At 73.5% G+C, this 17,514-nt stretch carries 11 protein-coding genes; 7 read left to right on the top strand and 4 right to left on the bottom strand.

What is annotated here, in order from left to right; translation table 11 throughout:
* The first annotated feature begins 90 nt into the window (after positions 1 to 90).
* The 5 genes from L3078_RS06735 (at position 91) to L3078_RS06755 (ending at position 8,673) form a co-directional block, all read left to right on the top strand.
* Entirely contained in the window at positions 91 to 4,476 is a 4,386-nt protein-coding gene (locus L3078_RS06735; protein WP_239751992.1) for a glycoside hydrolase family 38 N-terminal domain-containing protein, read from the top strand.
* Between the two features lie 125 nt (positions 4,477 to 4,601).
* Entirely contained in the window at positions 4,602 to 5,177 is a 576-nt protein-coding gene (locus tag L3078_RS06740; protein ID WP_239760236.1) for a peptidyl-prolyl cis-trans isomerase, read from the top strand.
* 198 nt (positions 5,178 to 5,375) lie between these two features.
* Positions 5,376 to 6,749: an extracellular solute-binding protein gene (locus tag L3078_RS06745; RefSeq protein ID WP_239751994.1), complete on the top strand. Its 1,374-nt coding sequence runs from the start codon at positions 5,376 to 5,378 to the stop codon at positions 6,747 to 6,749.
* Positions 6,750 to 6,751: 2 nt separating this feature from the next.
* On the top strand, positions 6,752 to 7,771 hold the full coding sequence (locus L3078_RS06750; protein WP_239751996.1) for a carbohydrate ABC transporter permease: 1,020 nt from the start codon (positions 6,752 to 6,754) through the stop codon (positions 7,769 to 7,771).
* A gap of 56 nt (positions 7,772 to 7,827) precedes the next feature.
* Entirely contained in the window at positions 7,828 to 8,673 is an 846-nt protein-coding gene (locus L3078_RS06755; RefSeq protein ID WP_086796709.1) for a carbohydrate ABC transporter permease, read from the top strand.
* Here L3078_RS06755 and L3078_RS06760 read toward each other — a convergent pair.
* A complete protein-coding gene (locus L3078_RS06760; protein ID WP_239751998.1) occupies positions 8,663 to 10,933 on the bottom strand; it encodes a glycoside hydrolase family 3 N-terminal domain-containing protein in 2,271 nt (756 codons plus the stop codon). The genes L3078_RS06755 and L3078_RS06760 overlap by 11 nt on opposite strands.
* A gap of 178 nt (positions 10,934 to 11,111) precedes the next feature.
* Complete coding sequence (locus L3078_RS06765) at positions 11,112 to 12,161, bottom strand: BadF/BadG/BcrA/BcrD ATPase family protein (protein ID WP_420864044.1); 1,050 nt, start codon at positions 12,159 to 12,161, stop codon at positions 11,112 to 11,114.
* Between the two features lie 22 nt (positions 12,162 to 12,183).
* Here L3078_RS06765 and L3078_RS06770 point away from each other — a divergent pair, with 22 nt between their 5' ends.
* The gene (locus L3078_RS06770) at positions 12,184 to 13,464 is read left to right on the top strand and encodes a glycoside hydrolase 5 family protein (RefSeq protein WP_420864163.1); all 1,281 of its coding nucleotides are present in this window, start codon (positions 12,184 to 12,186) and stop codon (positions 13,462 to 13,464) included.
* 212 nt (positions 13,465 to 13,676) lie between these two features.
* Here the strand turns inward: L3078_RS06770 and L3078_RS06775 are convergent, their stop codons facing one another.
* Both L3078_RS06775 and L3078_RS06780 read right to left on the bottom strand, forming a co-directional pair.
* On the bottom strand, positions 13,677 to 15,173 hold the full coding sequence (locus L3078_RS06775) for a glycoside hydrolase family 3 N-terminal domain-containing protein (RefSeq protein ID WP_239752003.1): 1,497 nt from the start codon (positions 15,171 to 15,173) through the stop codon (positions 13,677 to 13,679).
* A gap of 106 nt (positions 15,174 to 15,279) precedes the next feature.
* The gene (locus tag L3078_RS06780) at positions 15,280 to 15,918 is read right to left on the bottom strand and encodes a DUF6629 family protein (RefSeq protein ID WP_239752005.1); all 639 of its coding nucleotides are present in this window, start codon (positions 15,916 to 15,918) and stop codon (positions 15,280 to 15,282) included.
* A gap of 297 nt (positions 15,919 to 16,215) precedes the next feature.
* Here L3078_RS06780 and L3078_RS06785 point away from each other — a divergent pair, with 297 nt between their 5' ends.
* Complete coding sequence (locus L3078_RS06785; RefSeq protein WP_239752007.1) at positions 16,216 to 17,406, top strand: phytanoyl-CoA dioxygenase family protein; 1,191 nt, start codon at positions 16,216 to 16,218, stop codon at positions 17,404 to 17,406.
* Positions 17,407 to 17,514: the final 108 nt, after the last annotated feature.

The raw sequence follows: 17,514 nt of genomic DNA on the forward strand, positions 1-17,514 counted from the left end.
GGATGAATCAACCAATATTCCGACGCATGGTTGATTGAACCATCCCTCGCTGCCAGGATGGGGCTCCCCCCGAGCACTCGTAGGAGCCCCATGCGCGTCATCTCTGTCGAGTCGACCGAGCTCTTCGTCGGGACGGAGGACCAGCCGCACCAGGTGGTCGCCGTGGACATCGAGCACGAGTCGGGCCGAACGGTCCGGCTGAGCGTGGAGGGCCCCGGCGTGCGTGCCGTCGGGCAGACCGTCGTCACCGTCGGCGAGGACGGCACCGCGCGCGCCGAGATACCCGTGGCCACGGACGGACTCGTCCCCGGCGACCAGCGGGAGATCACCGTCACGGCCGCCGACGGGGAGCTGGTGGCCCGGCGCACCGCCGCTCTCACGGTCGCCGAGCCCGGCTGGACCATGTTCATGGTGAGCCACTTCCACTACGACCCCGTCTGGTGGAACACCCAGGCCGCGTACACCGAGACCTGGGACGTCGCCGACGACCCGGCGCTCACGGGCCTGCCCGCGCGGACCTTCGACTCGCGCGGGCAGTCCGGTATGAGTCTGGTCCGCGCCCACTGCGATCTGGCCCGGCGCGATCCGGCGTACACCTTCGTGCTCGCCGAGGTCGACTACCTCAAGCCCTACTGGGACGCCTTCCCCGAGGAGCGGGCCTTCCTGCAGCAGCTGATCCGCACCGGCCGCGTCGAGATCATGGGCGGCACCTACAACGAGCCCAACACCAACCTCACGGGCGCCGAGGCGACCATCCGCAACGCGCTGTACGGCGACGGTTTCCAGCGCGGGATCATGGGGGCCGCGCCGGAGACCGCCTGGCAGCTGGACGCCTTCGGGCACGACCCCCAGTTCCCGGGGCTGATGGCGGACGCGGGGGTCACGTCGAGTTCGTGGGCGCGCGGCCCCTTCCACCAGTGGGGGCCGACCCTGTCGGTGTTCGGGGAGGAGCCGCGCGATCCGCGACGGATGCAGTTCCCGGCGGAGTTCAGCTGGATCGCCCCCTCCGGGCGCGGCCTGCTGACCGCGTACATGGTCAACCACTATGGCGCCGGCTGGGCCATCGACAACGCGCCCACGCTCCCCGAGGCGGAGGCCGCCGCGCTCAAGCTCTTCCGGGGGCTGAAGAAGGTCGCGCTCACCCGGAACGTCCTGCTCCCCGTCGGCGGCGACTACGCCCCGCCGTGCCGCTGGGTGATGGGCATCCACCGCGACTGGAACGAGCGGTACGTCTGGCCCCGGTTCGTCAGCGGCGTCCCCCGCGACTTCTTCGCCGCCGTCCGCGCCGAACTGGAGCGGGAGGGGCGCACGGCGTCCCCGCAGACCCGGGACATGAACCCGGTCTACACCGGCAAGGACGTCTCCTACATCGACACCAAGCAGGCCCAGCGGTACGGCGAGACGCTGCTCGCCGACGCCGAGGCCTGGGCGACCCTCGCCTCCCTCACCACCGGGCACCCCTACCCGGACGCGGCCCTCGACAAGGCCTGGCGGCAGCTGATCTACGGCGCCCACCACGACGCCATCACCGGCTCCGAGTCGGACCAGGTGTATATCGATCTGCTCACCGGCTGGCGGGAGTTGTACGACCTGGCGGAGGAGGTGCACGCCGACGCCACCCAGGCACTCGCCGACCGGGTCACGCCACTGCCGGGCGACGGACCGGACCTGGTCGTCTTCAACTCCGCGACGTGGGAGCGCAGGGACGTGCTGACCGTCGCCGACCCCGGCCGGATCCCGCTCGACCACACCGGGCTGCCGCTCCCCGCCGTGTCCGAGGACGGCGAACTGAGCGTCGTCGTGCCGGAGGTGCCCGGCATGGGCCTCAAGGCGCTCCCGCTGGCGGACGGTTCGGTCCCCGGCTGGACGGCCGGCGAGGGGACGACCATCCGCAACGAGTTCTACGAGGTGACCGTCGACCCCGCGCGCGGCGGCGGCGTCAGCGGTCTGCGCGCGCTCACCGGAGCCGGGGGCGGGCGGGAGCTGCTGCGGCCCGGGGACATCGGCAACGAGCTGGTGGTGCAGGAGGAGTACCCGAGGCACCCGCGCTTCGGCGAGGGCCCCTGGCACCTCACCCCGACCGGCACCACGGCCGCCCGGAGCCGGGATGTCTCGGCTGACATCGATGTCGAGCACTCGCCGGCCGGCTCCCGCATCACCGTCCGCGCCGACCTGGGCCTGTTCCGGTACACCCAGCGGCTCACCCTGTGGGCGGGGGTGGACCGGTTGGACGTGACGACGACGGTCGACGGCTACGACGGCGCCGACCGGCTGATCCGGGTGCGCTGGCCCTCGGACGTGCGCGGCGGGCTGCCGGTGCACGAGGTCGCGGACGCGGTCGTGGGACGGGGCTTCGGCTTCGTGGAGGTGGACAGCGAGCAGTTCCCCTGGACGCTCGACAACCCGGCCAACACCTGGTTCGGGCTGGGCTCCACGGCCCGCGTCGCCGTCCACGACGACACCGGCGTCCTGCTCGGCCACCGCTCGATCGGCGTCGCCGAACTGGTCTTCGACGACTGGGACGCCGCCGGCGAACTGGGCACCCCGCTGGCCGCCGCCCTGGTCCGCACCGGCGTCACGGCCACCTCGACGATCGCGGGCGGTCCCCGCTACGGCGATCTGGAGGTCGACTCCAACCTCCCCGACATACGGATCGCCGTGGGCGGCCCCGAACGCAACGCCCTGGTCGCCGAGGTCCTCGGCTGGGACCCGGCGGCGGCCCGCGAACTGCGCCGACAGCTCACCGAGGACGGCCTGGCGGCGGTGTGGGTGGCACCCCGCGCCTCCCTGCGCGAGGAGTGGGTGCCCGGCGCCGACCTGCGCGACCTGGAGCGGCTGCCGCTGCTCGTGGTGGCGGGCGCCCGCCCCGAGGACGACGCGAAGGCCGTCGACGCCCTGATCGCCGACCTGGACGACGCGACCGTACGGGCCGTCGCGGCCGGGGGCGGCGAGGCGCTGCCGCCGGGCGACGCGTGGGACGGGCGGAGCTTCGCGATCCTGAACCGGGGCACCCCGGGCTGCGTCGTCACCTCCTCCGGCGACCTCTACATGTCGCTGATGCGCTCCTGCACCGGCTGGCCCTCCGGCATCTGGGTCGACCCGCCCCGCCGCACGGCGCCCGACGGCTCCGGCTTCCAGCTCCAACGCTGGTCGCACACCTTCGCGTACGCGGTCGTCGCGGGCCAGGGCGACTGGCGCGACCTGGGCTGGCCGCGCGCGGGGCACGCCTTCAACCATCCGCTCACCGGGCGGCTGCGGGAGCCCGAGCATCCGCTGACGGCCCGGCTGCGGGAGCCCGCCGGGACGGGAACCGGCCTGCCGAGGACCGTGACCCTGCTGGCGCTGGAGCCCGAGGGCCGGGTGGTGCTGGACGCCTTCAAGCCGGCCGGGTCGCCGCTGGCCCGGGGCGGCACCGTCCCCGTGGACCCGGCGCGCGAGGTCGTCGTACGGGCGCACGAGGTGGACGGGCGGCCGGTGCGGGCGCGGGTGACGGGGCCGTCGGCGTGGGACGGGGGCCGTCGGGCGGACGTCCTGGAGCGGGCCGGTGAGGCTCTGGCCCCCGGCGCGGACGGGGCGTTGGAGCTGGACCTCACGGGGTTCGAGGTGGCGACCGTGCTGGCCTCGCCGGTCGCCGCCGCGCCCGTACGGTCCGCCGGGCCCGCCGCCGACGCCTCGGCGGACGGGACCGCCACCGCGGAGCCCTCGCCGACGTGCGGGCTGCCCGAGGAGGGCGCCGGTGTCGCCGCGCACGAACCCGCCCAGCCGGTGCACACCCGGTACTGGCTGCACAACTCCGGTCCGGCGCCCCGGGGGAACATGCCCGTGGCCGTCTACCTCTCGCCGCCCGCGCTGACCGCCGACGGACCGGTCACGGCGACGGTCCGGATCTCCTCCGAGCTGACCGACGCGCCGGTGTCGGGCACGGTCGCCCTGGAGGTGCCGCCCGGCTGGAGCGCCGAGCCCGCCGAACTGCCGTACGCGCTCGGCGCCGGCGGCTTCTCGCTCACCGAGGTGACGGTGACGCCCCCGCCGGACCCGGCGCCCGGCCGCTACGCGCTCGCCGCGCGGCTGGCCCACGGCGGGCAGACGTTCGAGGACGTGGTCGCCCTGGACGTGCCCGGCGCGGCGGTGGAGGGCGAGCCGGACGGGCGGACCGGGCCGAGTCTGGTGATGGAGCTGGGCGTCGACCGGGTCGCGGTGCGCCGGGGCGAGCGGGTGCGCGTGCCGGTGCGCCTGCGGAACACCACCCGGGGGCCGGTGGGCGGAGCGCTGTGGGCCCTGTCGTCGTGGGGGACCTGGGCGGGCGTCGCACCGGGCCTCCAGGGCTTCTCCCTGGCCGCCGGGGAGAGCGCCGAGTGCCTGATCGAGGTCGACGGATCGGCGGTGCCCCCGGGCTCGTACTGGCTGATGGCGAAGGCCGGGTGGCACGGCTGCGTGGCCTACACGGAGGCGGTCGTCCTGGAGGTGGGGCCGTGACCGGACGGACGGCACAGGGCGACCACGCGGGGGCGCACGGCCACTCGGCACACGTCCACACCGCCCATACCGCCCATACCGCGCACGCCGCGTTCGTCGGGGGTGAGCCCGTCGCGCGGGAGCGGGTGGACGTCGTGCTGGCGGTCGTGCCCGCGCGGGATCGGGAAGCTCGGCCGGAGGGGCGGGCGCGGGCGGAGCGGCAGCGGAGACGGTGGGCCACGCAGGTGGTCGTCGCCGACGAACTCGCCCGGCGGGCGTGCGCCGCGCGCGGGCTGGCGCCGCCGCCCGACGAGGCGCCGGACCACCCGCTAGCGGTGTCCGGGACCGAGGTCGCCGACCTGGGGAGCATCATCGCGGTGGCGCTCGCCCACTCCCCCGCCGCGCGCACCCTGCTGGCGGCCCTGGAGGCCGAGCAGCGGGTGCCGGAGGAAGCCGTACGGGCCTACTACGACCGCAATCCGGACCGCTTCCTCACCCCGGAGGCACTGCGGCGCGGCGTCGACCCGTACGGCGCGGCCGTGAAGGGCGACTTCCTGCCGTACGACGAGGTCCACGCCGACGTCGCGGCGGAGTTGCGGCGGACCCTGGGCCGGCAGGCCTTCTTCGACTGGCTGGACCGGGCGCGGGCCGACGTGGAGTACGCGCCGGGTCACGAGCACCCCGGTGACCCGTCGCACCCCGACCACGAGCACCGGCACTGACGCGCGGCCCGCGCTCGGGCGCGCGGGCCGACACCGGACACCGGCAAAGGACTCGGAACCGAAAAGCAACACGGCCAGGCATTGACCTCCGATGAATTCTGGTCCACCTTTTCATCAATCGAAGTCCAAGTTGGTGATTTGAACCAGCTACTCGATCCAGCTGCTCGATCCGGCAGCTGAGTGATCGCAGGAGGCGACATGCGCGCGAGAAGACTGACCGGATGTGCGGTGGGGGTCATCGCCCTCACCCTGACCGCCGCGGGCTGCGGCCTGTCGGGCGGCGGTTCCGACAGCGGGGACGCCACCGCCGGCGGCTGCAAGGTCGACAAGGGCAACGTCGGCTCCGGCAAGCTCACCGGCGACGTCAAGGGCACGATCACCTTCCAGACGACGAATCTGAAGAAAGACTTCGGCGGCTACTTCAACGGCGTCATCAAGGCCTTCGAGCAGGCCCACCCGGACACCACCGTGAAGTGGGTCGACGACCCGGGCGACGCCACGTTCACCCAACGCCTGGTCGCGGACGCGCAGGGCTGCACGCTGCCGGACGTGGTGAACATCAACGTCAACACGGCGATCGCGCTCACCAAGAACGGCTATCTGCTCAACCTGGACAAAAAGGCCCCGGACGCCGGCGAGCCGTTCGTGCCGAACCTCTGGAAGTCGAGCAGGTACGCCGACTCCACCGGCGCCGAGGTGCACAGCGTGCTCCCCTGGTACTCCGGCGGCATCGTGCAGACCTTCAACACCGAGCTGATGAAGGAGGCCGGCCTCGATCCGGCCAAACCTCCGACGACCGTGCTCGGTCTGTTCGAGGACGCGCAGAAGATAGCCGAGGTCTCCGACGGCAAGTACTACGCCTTCCTCGCCAACCCGCAGCTGCGCATCCCGGCCGACTGGCAGCAGATGGACATCAAGATCCTCTCGTCCGACGGCAAGAAGTTCACCTTCGCCGACGACCCGAAGACCGCGCGGTGGGTCGAGGCGATGACGAAGCTCTACAAGGCCGGCGGCATGCCGAGGGACTCGCTCTCCTCCACCCAGGACCCGGCCAACGTCTACGGCCAGGGCAAGCTGGTCTACGGCCCGACCAACCCCAACTTCCTGCGCTTCATCCAGCAGAACAACCCCAGCGTCTACAAGAAGACGGGTGTCGCCCGCTTCATGCTGGACGACCTCGGCCACACCGTCGGCGCCCCGCAGTACATCGGCGTCGCGTCCACCAGCAAGAACGCGGCGACCGCGCTGTCCTTCGCGCAGTTCCTGACCAACGCGAAGAACCAGTTGGAGTGGGCGAAGGACCCGAACGTCGTCATCTTCCCGTCCACCACGGCCTCCCTGGACGACCCGTTCTTCCAGTCGGTCAAGGGCGACGACCCGTTCGCCGAGGCCCGCAAGATCGTCGCGAGCGACCGCAAGACCTCCACGGCCGACGAGATCGCCCTGACCCCCGGTGAGCTGAACGCCATCACGGCCCAGATCCAGCTGGCCATGCAGGGCAAGAAGAGCGCCCAGGCCGCCCTGGACGAGGCCCAGAAGAAGGCCAACGAGCTGATCGAGCAGGGCAGTTGAGTATGACCACCCTCTCTCCCCCCACCAAGGGACCGGGGGTCGCGGTCTCCTCCCGCGACCCCCGCCCCGGGGAACCGACCGGCCGGCGCCGCTGGTTGCGGGCCCTCAAGCCGGGCCCGTCCGCCGACGCCGGCGGCGCCGCGCTGTACCGCCGCTGGTGGCTGCCGTGGCTGTGGATGTCCCCGGCGATCATCGGCATCACCGTCTTCGGGCTGTACCCGTTCCTCAACACGCTTCTGCTGTCGTTCACCGACGCCAAACCGCTCGGCGGCGCCGCCTCGTTCGTGGGCCTGGACAACTACACCCGGATGCTGGGCGACTCCGACTTCTGGCTCGCCACCCGCAACAGCGTGCTGTACGCGGTGATCGTGGTCCCGCTGATGGTGCTGCTGCCGCTGATGCTGGCCGTGCTGGTGGAGAAGAACCTGCCCGGCATCGGCTTCTTCCGCTCCGCGTTCTACACCCCGGTCCTCGCCTCCAGCGTCGTCGTGGGCCTCAGCTGGCAGTGGCTGCTCAGCGACCAGGGCCTGGTCAACACCTGGCTGCAGAAGGCCCACATCATCCGGTCGGCGATCCCGTTCCTCTCCGACTCCTGGCTGATCCTGCTGTGCGCCATGGGGCTCACCCTGTGGAAGGGCCTCGGCTGGTACATGATCTTCTACCTGGCCGCGCTGGGGAACGTGCCCAAGGAACTGCACGAGGCCGCCGCCGTGGACGGCGCGGGCGCGGTCCGCCGCTTCTGGCACGTCACCGTGCCGGGCGTGCGCACCTCGATGATGCTGGTCGGCACCCTCACCGGCATCGGCTCGCTGCGGGTCTTCACCGAGATCTACATGCTCGGCGGCGCGACCGGCGGGCCCGGCGGCGCCGACCGCACCCTCCCCTTCTACATCCGGGACGTCGCCCTCGACCCGCTCACCGGGAACGCCGGCTACGGCTCGGCGGTCAGCGTCGCCCTCTTCGTACTCACCCTGGGCCTCACGCTGCTCGCACAGCGACTGACGAAGGAGGACGAGTCGTGACCACCGCCGTGAAGGAGACGGCCACGGGCGCGCTCCCGGTCGCCGGGCGGCGGCTGATGCCGCGCTGGCGGGACTACGGCCGCCCCCGCGAACTCGTCGTGCGCTACCTGCTGTTGCTGTTCGTGCTCGGCATCACCGTCGGTCCGCTGCTGTGGCAGTTGCTGTCGTCGCTGAAGGGCGTCGGCGAGGACGTGTTCGGCGAGAACGCCTCCCTCTTCCCCCACGACCCGACGCTGCGCGCCTACCGCGAGGTGTTCGCGCAGGTCCCCGTCTGGACGTACATCCGCAACAGCCTCGTGGTCGTGGCGCTCTCCGTCACCAGCCAGCTGGTCTTCTCCACGCTCGCCGGCTACATGCTCTCCAAGCCGAGCTGGAAGGGCCGCAAGCTGGTCTGGGTGCTGCTGATGGCGTCCATGATGTTCCCCTTCGAGTCGATCATGGTGTCGCTGTTCCTGAGCGTCCGTGACCTCGGTCTGGTCGACAGTCTGGTGGGGGTCTGGCTGCCCGGCTTCGTCGCCGCCATCAACGTCCTGATCATGCGGGCCGCGTTCCTCGCCGTGCCGCGCGAGGTCGAGGACGCGGCGATGCTGGACGGGGCGGGCGAGTGGAAGCGGTTCCGGTACCTCTACCTGCCGTCCGCGTGGGGCGCGATCCTCGTCGTCACCATCAACACCTTCATCAGCGCCTGGGACGACTTCCTGTGGCCGCTGATCGTGCTGCGCACCGAGGACCACTTCACCCTCACCCTCGGCCTGTCCCGTCTCACGTCGTCCTCCTTCGGCTACGACCAGCGGATGGTGATGGCGGGCTCGGTGATCTCCGTGATCCCGGTCCTGGTGCTGTTCGTGATCACCCAGCGGTGGTTCTACAAGGGCGTCTCCTCCGGGGCCGTCAAGCTCTGACTTCTCGGAGGTCCACCACGACGGGTGCGACGTCCAGCGCCTCCCGCGCGGACCGCGCGACCCGCAGCTCCACGGCGTCGGTCCCGGCGGGCGCGTCGAACGCCAGGCGGACCGTACGGCGCTCGCCCGGCGCCAGGCCCACACCCTCGAACGCGCACAGTTCGAGGGTGCGCGGCCAGCTGCGGGTGATGAGCCTGCGGAGATACACCTGCACGACCGAACGCCCGTGCCGGCCCCCGGTGTTGGTGACGTCCACCTCGACCGTGCGCCCCGAGACCCGGGGCGCCCCGAGGTCGAACGTCGTGTACGACAGCCCGTGCCCGAAGGAGTACGCCGGCTCGGCGCTCTCGTCGACGTACCCGCCGTACTCGGTGTCCTTGTGGTTGTAGTGGACGGGGAGCTGGGCGACCGAGCGGGGGACGGAGACCGGGAGCCGGCCGAGAGGCTCGGCGAGTCCGAGGAGCACCTCGGCGACGGCCTCGCCGCCCCACGGGCCCGGGTACCAGGCGGTGAGCAGCGCGGCGGCCGGTGCCTCGGGCAGCACGTGCGGACGGCCCTGCATCAGGACGACCGCGGTGGGCGTGCCCGTCGCCACGACGGCGTCCAGCAAGGCCTCCTGCGCCGCGCCGAGCCGTAGTCCCGCGAGGTCGACGCCCTCGCCGCAGGTCATCTCCGACACCACCGTCCGCGCGGCGCCGTTGGCGTCGAACTCCGTGTCGGGGGTACGGGCGCTGCTGCCGCCCAGCACGAGCACGGCCAGGTCGGCCGCGGCGGCCTCGGCGATCGCGTCCGGGATTCCGGAGCGGTCGGCGCCGGTCAGGGCCGCGCCCGCGGCGTGGCGGACGTCCGTGCCCGGCGGGGCCAGGCGGCGCAGGGCGTCGAGGACGCTCGTGCCGGTGCCGGGGCGCTGCGGGGCGGTGTAGTCACCGAGGTGGTGGCCGGTGGTGGCGGCGTGCGGGCCGAGCACGGCGATCCGGCGTACCGAGGGGCCGACGGGCAGCGTGTCGGCCGGGTTGCGCAGGAGGGTGACGCAGGCACGGGCGAGGTCGGTGCTGTGTGCGCGTCCGGTGTCCACCGGGACCGGCGCGCGGCGGGTGTAGGGGTTCTCGAACAGACCGAGGCGGAACTTCAGGCGCAGGACGCGGGCGACGGCGGTGTCGAGCGCGGCCTCGTCGACCAGGCCGCGCTCGACGGCCTCCTCCAGGTGCGTGAAGCCCTCGTCCCAGAGGCTGAGGTCGACGCCGGCGTCCAGGGCGAGGGCACCGGCGGAGACCTTGTCGCCGGTGACGCGGGCGAGGCGGTCGACGGCGAGTCCGTCGGCCATGACGAGGCCGTCGAAGCCCCACTGTTCGCGGAGCAGCCCGGTGAGCAGGGCGCGGTTGCCGGAGCAGGGCATGCCGTCGACCTCGTTGTAGGCGGCCATCACGGCGGCGGCGCCCGCGCGGACTCCCGCACGGGCGGCCGGGAGGTGGATCTCGTGCAGTTCGCGGAGGCCGAGTTCGGACTCGGCGGAGTTCCGGCCGCCGACGGTGGCACCCTGACCGGCGAAGTGCTTGAGGACGACGGGGGCGCGATCGGGCGCGAAGTGGTCTCCGGGGCCGCCCTGCATGCCTCTGACCAGTGCCTCGGTGAGGCGGGCCGCGAGGTACGGGTCCTCGGTGAAGCACTCCTCGGTGCGGCCCCAGCGCGGGTCCCGGGCGATGTCGAGGGCGGAGACGAGGGCCACGTGGCCGCCGCGGGCGCGGAGTTCGGCGGCGGCGTGTGCCGCGGCCCGCTCGTAGCGGTCGGGGTCCCAGGTGGCGCCGATGGCCAGGTTGACGGGCAGGACCGTGCCGTCGAGGGCCATGTGGCCGTGCGGGACCTCCTCGACGAAGAGGGCGGGGATCCCGAGCCGGCTGCGCTCCAGGACGTGGCGCTGGACCAGGTCGGCGAGGTCGGCGCTGTCCTCGGCACCTGGTCCGTCGCCGTGGCCGACGGCGGACCAGGCGTCGGCCCGCATCAGACCGTAGAGCGCGCCGAGCCCCGCGAAGCGTTCGGTCTCGGCGGACAGGGCCTCGGTGAGTTCGAAGTCCCCGGCGGGGGCACGGCGGTAGGCGTCCCAGCCGTACATCCGCTGGTTGAGCTGCCCGACCTTCTCGCGCCGGGTCATACGGGAGAGGAGATCGGCGACCCGGACGTCGAGCGGGGCGGCCGGGTCGCGGTACGGCGGCAGCGCGGGGGCGGCGGCGGCCGGGGCGACCGACTGGTCCTGAGGGGGCATGGGTCGTCCTTGTCGGCGGGGGCGAGCGGCAGGGGGTCGATGGGGAGCTGATCGACTGGGGAGAGCTGAGCGACTGGGGGCGGGCGGCTCGGGGAGACGGGCGACGGGCGGCTCGGGGAGGTGGCGGCTCGGGTGGCTTCGGGAGAGGTGGTTTCGGGGGAAGGGGTTCCCGGTCGGGTCAGGCGTCCGGGGCGTGGGCGAGGCGGGCCAGGGCGACCGCGCCCGGGGAGCCGTCCGCGACCGGGGTGACGGTGAGTCCGAGGGGGGCGAGGTGTTCGGTCAGCGGGGTCAGCAGAGGGCCGTCGGGGGCGAGCAGCCCGCCGGTGGCCACGAGGGGTTCGCCCGGCCGGGGCGCCAGCGCGGCTACGGTCCCGGCCAGCCGACGCGCGGCCTCCTGGAGGATCCCCACGGCCACGGCGTCCTTCTCCTCGGCCGTCCGCACCACCACGGGCGCGTGGTCGGCGAGACGGACGGGCGGCCGGTCCATGACGGCGGGCAGCACCCCGGCCCGGTAGGCGGTACGCCGCTCGGCACTCCACACGACGGCACCGTCCGCCCCGTAGCCCTCCGGCGGCAACATCTCCTCCGGCAGCCCCAGGTCCCGGCCGACGGCACGGACGAGCGCGGTGGGCACACCGCGACCGTCGGCCGCGCGCAGGGCCGCCCGTACGGCCGCGCGGCCGATCCAGAAGCCGCCACCGTCGTCCCCGAGGAGCCAGCCGTCGCCGCCCGAGGTCGCGGTCGGCACCCGTCCGGTGATCCGGGCCGCGACCGCGCCGGTGCCGGCCACCAGGACCAGCCCGTCGGCGGGATGGCCGGGGGCCGCGGCGAACGTCGTCTCGATGTCGCTGTGGACGCCGACCGACGCGGCGGTGACGCCGAGCCGGGCGAGCGCGGCCGACAGGGCGGCCCGGGCCCGCAGTCGGCCGGGCTCGTCGGCGCCCTGGGCCTGGTGGCCGGCCCCCGCGAACCCGCCGGCCACCGCCACCACCCGGCCGCGCAGTTCCTCCGGCACGGCCCGGGCGAGGGCCTCGGCGAGGTGGTCGGCGAGCAACGGTCCGGGCACGGTCAGCGCGTTGCCGGGCCCCGCCGTGCCCTCGCGCCGGACCGGCCCGCCGCCGAGCTCCGCCAGGACGGCACGCGTGCGGGTGCCGCCCGCGTCGACGCCGACCACGTAGGCGGGGGTGGTCGTGGCACCCGGAGAAGCTTGGTTCAAATCACTATTCATTGCCGTCCATGGTGGTTGATACATTCGCCGGAGACAAGGTCCATCTCTTGAGGAGGACGCCATCAGCACGCCACCCGCGCCCGCGCCCGCGCTTCGCTTCGGAGTGAACTACACCCCACGCAGGGGCTGGTTCCACGCCTGGCACGACTTCGACCCCGGGCTCGCGCGCGAGGACCTGGCCCAGATCGCCGAGCTGGGGCTGGACCACGTCCGGGTCTTCCACCTGTGGCCCCTGCTCCAGCCGAACCGCGCCCTGGTCCGGTCCTCGGCCGTGGACCAGCTCGTGCGGCTGGTGGACCTGGCGGGCGAGTGCGGCCTCGACGTCCTCGTGGACGGCGTCCAGGGCCATCTGTCGAGCTTCGACTTCTACCCCGAGTGGACCCGCAGCTGGCACCACCGCAACGTCTTCACCGACCCCGAGGCGATCGAGGCCCAGGCCCTGCTGCTGCGCGCACTCGGCCGCGCCCTCTCCGGCCACCCCCGGCTCATCGGCCTCCAGCTCGGCAACGAGCTCAACAACCTGGTCGAGCACAACCCGGTCACCGTGGCCGAGGTCGACCACTACCTCGACACCCTGCTGGGCGCCGCGCGGGACGGGCTCGGCGAGGCCGGGGGCCTGGTCACCCACTCGGCCTACGACGCCGCCTGGTACGGCGACGACCACCCGTTCACCCCCGAGGCGTCCGCCCGCAAGGGCGATCTCACCACGGTCCACCCCTGGGTCTTCTCCGCGAACTGCGCCGGCCGCTACGGGCCGCGCTCACCCGAGGTGCGCCATCTCGCGGAGTACGGCACGGAGCTGGCCGCCGCCTACGCCACCGACCCGGGCCGCCCGGTCTGGGTCCAGGAGACCGGTGCCCCCGAGCCGCACATCCCGGCGGCCGACGCCCCCGACTTCGCCCGCGCGACCCTGCTGAACGCGGCGGGCTGCGCCCACCTGTGGGGCGTCACCTGGTGGTGCTCCCACGACGTCGACCGCGCCTTGGCCGACTTTCCCGAACTGGAGTACACGCTCGGTCTGTTCGACTCCACGGGGCGCCCCAAGCCGATCGCGGAGGCCCTGTCCACGACGGTCGCCGAACTGCGCACCGCCACCGCCCGGCCCGCTCCCCGTACGGCCGCCCTGGTCCTGGACTGCACCCCGTCCACCCGATCGGTCTCCGGCCCGGGCGGCGCGTTCTTCGACGCCTGGATGCGACTACGACAGGAGGGCACCCGCCCTGCGGTGGTCCTGGCGGAGCAAGCGGAGGACACGGCGCATCTCGCGGCGCGGGGGATCACCGAGGTGATCGAAGGGAAGTGAGGGGCGGGGCAGGGGTGCCGGACGGCCACAAGCCCCCGCGCCCCTGAGACGCACGGGGCGCAGCCCCTGCGTCTCAGGGGCGCGGGGAACTGCGCGAGAAGCCCCACAGCCCGGAGGCCCGTCCATAGCAGCCCGGAGGCCCGTCCACAGCGGAGACCGCCCCGCCGGGACCGGCCGCGCCGGAGACCACCCCCGCCGGGAACCGGCCTCGCTCAGGCCGACCGCCCTGCCAGGACCTCGGCGAGGGCCCGCAGATTCACCCGCCCCCTCCCGTGCGCGGCAAGCGCATCGCCCGCTTCCGGCAGCCCGGTCGAGACGACCAGCGTGTCCGGTCGCACCGCGAACAGGGCGTCCCGGAGGCGTCCCTGCCAGGCGTACAGCTCCGCGTCACACAGGGCGAGGACCAGCGGGCGCCCCTCGGCGGCCCGTATCGCCTCCCCCGCTACTGCCGTGAAGTCGTCCGGCTCCCCGGCGACCGCCGTCCCCGTGGCGGTCGGGTCGAGGGCGCGGATCTCGGTCAGCAGGTCCTCGCCGCCCCAGTTGAGGGCGGGGTGCGGGGGCGGGAAGCAGTCGACGACATGGGCGCCCGGCACCGGCGGCGGCAAGGGCCGCCCCCCGCTCCGTACGGCTCGCCGCGCCGCCGTCAGCCCGGCGCCCGCGTCCCACGCGGCCACGGCACCCGGCCGGTACGGCACCGCGTACCGCAGCGCGAGCCGCCGTACCCGTTCCGCGGCCTCGGTCACCCTCTCCGCCGCGAGGTCGCCCGCGCCGAGCGCGTCGAGCACGGCGTCCCGGCAGGCGAGGGTGACCTCCAGATCCGGTACGGCGACGATGACCTGGTCGGCTCCGGCGGCGAGCGCGAGGCGGGCGCCGGCCGCCTCGCCGTAGCGGTCGGCGATGGCCTTCATCTCCAGCGCGTCGCTGACGAGGACGCCCTCGAAACCGAGTTCGCCGCGCAGCAGGTCGGAGAGGATCCGCGGGCTGAGGGTGGCGGGCAGCTCCGGGTCGAGGGCCGGGAAGACGACGTGCGCGCTCATCAGCATGGGGACGCCTGCGGCGACGGCGGCCCGGAAGGGCGCGAGGTCGAGGCGCTCGTACGGCCGTGGGTCGGCCGCCAGTTCGTGGTGGCTGTCGGTGACGGTCCCGCCGTGGCCGGGGAAGTGCTTGGCGCAGGACGCCACGCCACGCCGCTCGGTGGCCTCGATCCAGGCGCGCAGATGCCGGGAGACCAGCTCGGCGTCGCCGCCGAAGGCCCGGGTGCGCACGATCGGGTTCTCGGGCCGGCTCTGGACGTCGGCGACGGGAGCGTAGGAGACGGTGATCCCGAGCGAGAGCAGATGTCCGGCGAGGGCGTCGGCGCACGCGGCGGTCAGACCGGGATCGTCGGCGGCGCCGAGCGCCCAGGAGCCGGGCACCTCGGGGGCGCCCGCGGCGACGAGGTGGCCGATGCCGCCGCCCTCGTTGTCGATGGCGATCAGCAGGTCCGGCCGCAACGTCCGCAGGGTGCCGGTGAGTTCGCGGACCTGGTCGGCGTCGCGGATGTTGCGGGTGAACAGGATGACCCCGCCCAGGCCGCGGTCGATCAGCCGTTTCAAGGTGTCGGGGACGGTCGTCGTGCCGTCGAAGCCCGCGACGAGGCAGCGGTGGGCTGCCTCGTCGAGGGCCGCGGGGAGTACCGGGCCGAGGGGCCCGGTGGCGGAGTGTGTCACCTCCGGAATCCTCTGGCTGACCAAGCCGAAAGTCAACACTTCGGTGGATGATTGATTCACCAAGCCGGATGCGCCATTGGTGACCCCCAGCTCGTGGGGTGCCGCCTCAGGCGTTCTGGTGCGGCCGCGCTGACGCCTTCGCGCGGGCGCGGACCCAGCCGAGCAGGACCACCGAGCACAGGGCCGCGAAGGCGCACCAGGTGGAGATGAACTCCAGGCGCCACAGCGTCCAGCAGACGGCGGCTCCGACGGCGGCGAGGATGCCGAGGACGACCAGCCGCCGGTCGCCGGAGAGGAGCAGCGAGCCGACGGTGGCCAGGAGGTAACCGGCGATCAGGAGCGCCGGGTGGGAGAGGTCGACCGTGTAGCCGACGGTGTGGCCGCGGATCTCGGCCGTCACCGGGCCGGTGGCGAGGGCGTGGGCGAGCGGCACGGCGGTCGCGATCCCGACGGCGAGCAGGACGACCAGCCGGGTACGGGCTCGCGGCGGGGCCACGCACCACACGCCCGCCGGGACCCACACGGCGAGCAGCGGCAGGGCGACGACGGCCCAGGCGACGGTCGCCGGTCCGCTGCCGCCGCCCGAGGACCAGACGACGGACTCCACGATCTGGTGGGCGCCGAGGAGCAACGGCAGCGCGGCGAGGGGCAGGTCCCGCCGCTCGCGCGCCCACACCACACCGGTCACCCCGACCGCCGCGACTGCGGTACCCGCCACGAGATCGGCCGTCGCGCTCCAGCACATCCCGCCACCCCGGGGTCGACCGCCACCTGCGCGGCCCACGCTACGACGCCCATGACGGCGGCCCCGGACGACACGACGCCGCGCGGGCGGCACGGTCGCGGACGGGACGGCCCGCACGGGTCGCCCAAGCGGGTCGCCCGCACGCGTCTTCGACCTGCACCCGCGGTCACATCCGCCCCTGGGCCGCCTCGCCCTGTCGCACGCTCGTGAGGCGTTTTTGATGGGTTTTCGCGCATTGAATGAGGGATTCGCGGTCCTCAGACTGGCAGGAACACAAGCGCTGCGAGAGGAGCCGCGATGTCCCCCATCGCTGCGGTGTCACAGACCTGGCTGACCGAGGCGGACTGCGACCTCGACACGTTCCGGGCGCTCGTCGAGCAGGACACCGACCCCGCCGACCACCCCTCGGCCGAGCGGGTCGAGCACAACGTGCCCCTCTACGACAGCGACCGGCTCCGCGCCCTGACGGCCGCACCCCAGGGCCGTCGGGACATCCAGGCGGAGCTGGTCCGCACGCTCCTGGACGGCCCCGGAATCGTCGTGTTCAAGGGCGCGTTCTCCGACCCGGCCGTCGTCGACCGGGCGTCCGCCGTCTTCCGCGACCTGATCGAGGAGGAGCTCGCCTCGGGTACGGCGCGCGGCGACCACTTCGCCAGGCCCGGCGCAAACGACCGGGTCTGGCGCGCCCTGGACAAGATGGCCGTACGGGCGCCGGACGTCTTCGCCGACTACTACGCCAACGACATGCTGGCCCTGGTCGCCGAGGCCTGGCTCGGCCCCGCCTACCAGGTCACCTCACAGGTCAACGTGGTCAACCCCGGCGGCGCCGCCCAGAGCCCGCACCGCGACTACCACCTCGGCTTCCTCTCCCAGCGGCAGGCCGCCGCCTACCCCGCGCACGTCCACCGGCTCTCCCCCGTCCTCACCCTCCAGGGCGCGGTCGCCCACTGCGACATGCCCGTCGAGTCGGGCCCCACCCTCTATCTGCCGCACTCGCAGAAGTACGAGCCCGGCTACCTCGCCTGGCGACTGCCCGAGTTCGTCGCGTACTTCGACGCCCACCACGTCCAACTGCCCCTCGACAAGGGCGACGCGGCCTTCTTCAACCCCGCCCTCTTCCATGCCGCCGGGCACAACCGCTCGTCGGACATCCGGCGTATGGCGAACCTGCTCCAGATCTCCTCCGCGTTCGGCCGGGCCATGGAGACCGTGGACCGCGAGGCGATGGTGAACGCCGTGTTCCCCGTTCTGCTGCGACGCAGGTCCGAGGGCGCCGCGGACGACTGGCTGCGCCGCGTCGTCGCCGCCACCGCCGAGGGCTACCCCTTCCCCACCGACCTGGACCTCGACCCGCCCGTCGACGGACTCGCCCCGCCCTCCCAGGCCGATCTGCTCCGACAGGCCGTCAGCGAGGCCTGGGATCCGGAGCGGTTGCATCGTGAACTGGAGGCGGCCGGCCGGCGCCGGGGGCACCGGACCGATCGGTGACACCCGATCGGTGACACCACTGTCGCCGGCCTGCGCCGGCGCCCTCCCGACGGCGTTGTCAGTGGCTCCCCCTACCGTGGTCCTCGTCGCTGGATGTGGCGGGTCTTC

The organism is Streptomyces deccanensis, assembly GCF_022385335.1.
In the GTDB taxonomy this organism is placed as follows: domain Bacteria; phylum Actinomycetota; class Actinomycetes; order Streptomycetales; family Streptomycetaceae; genus Streptomyces; species Streptomyces deccanensis.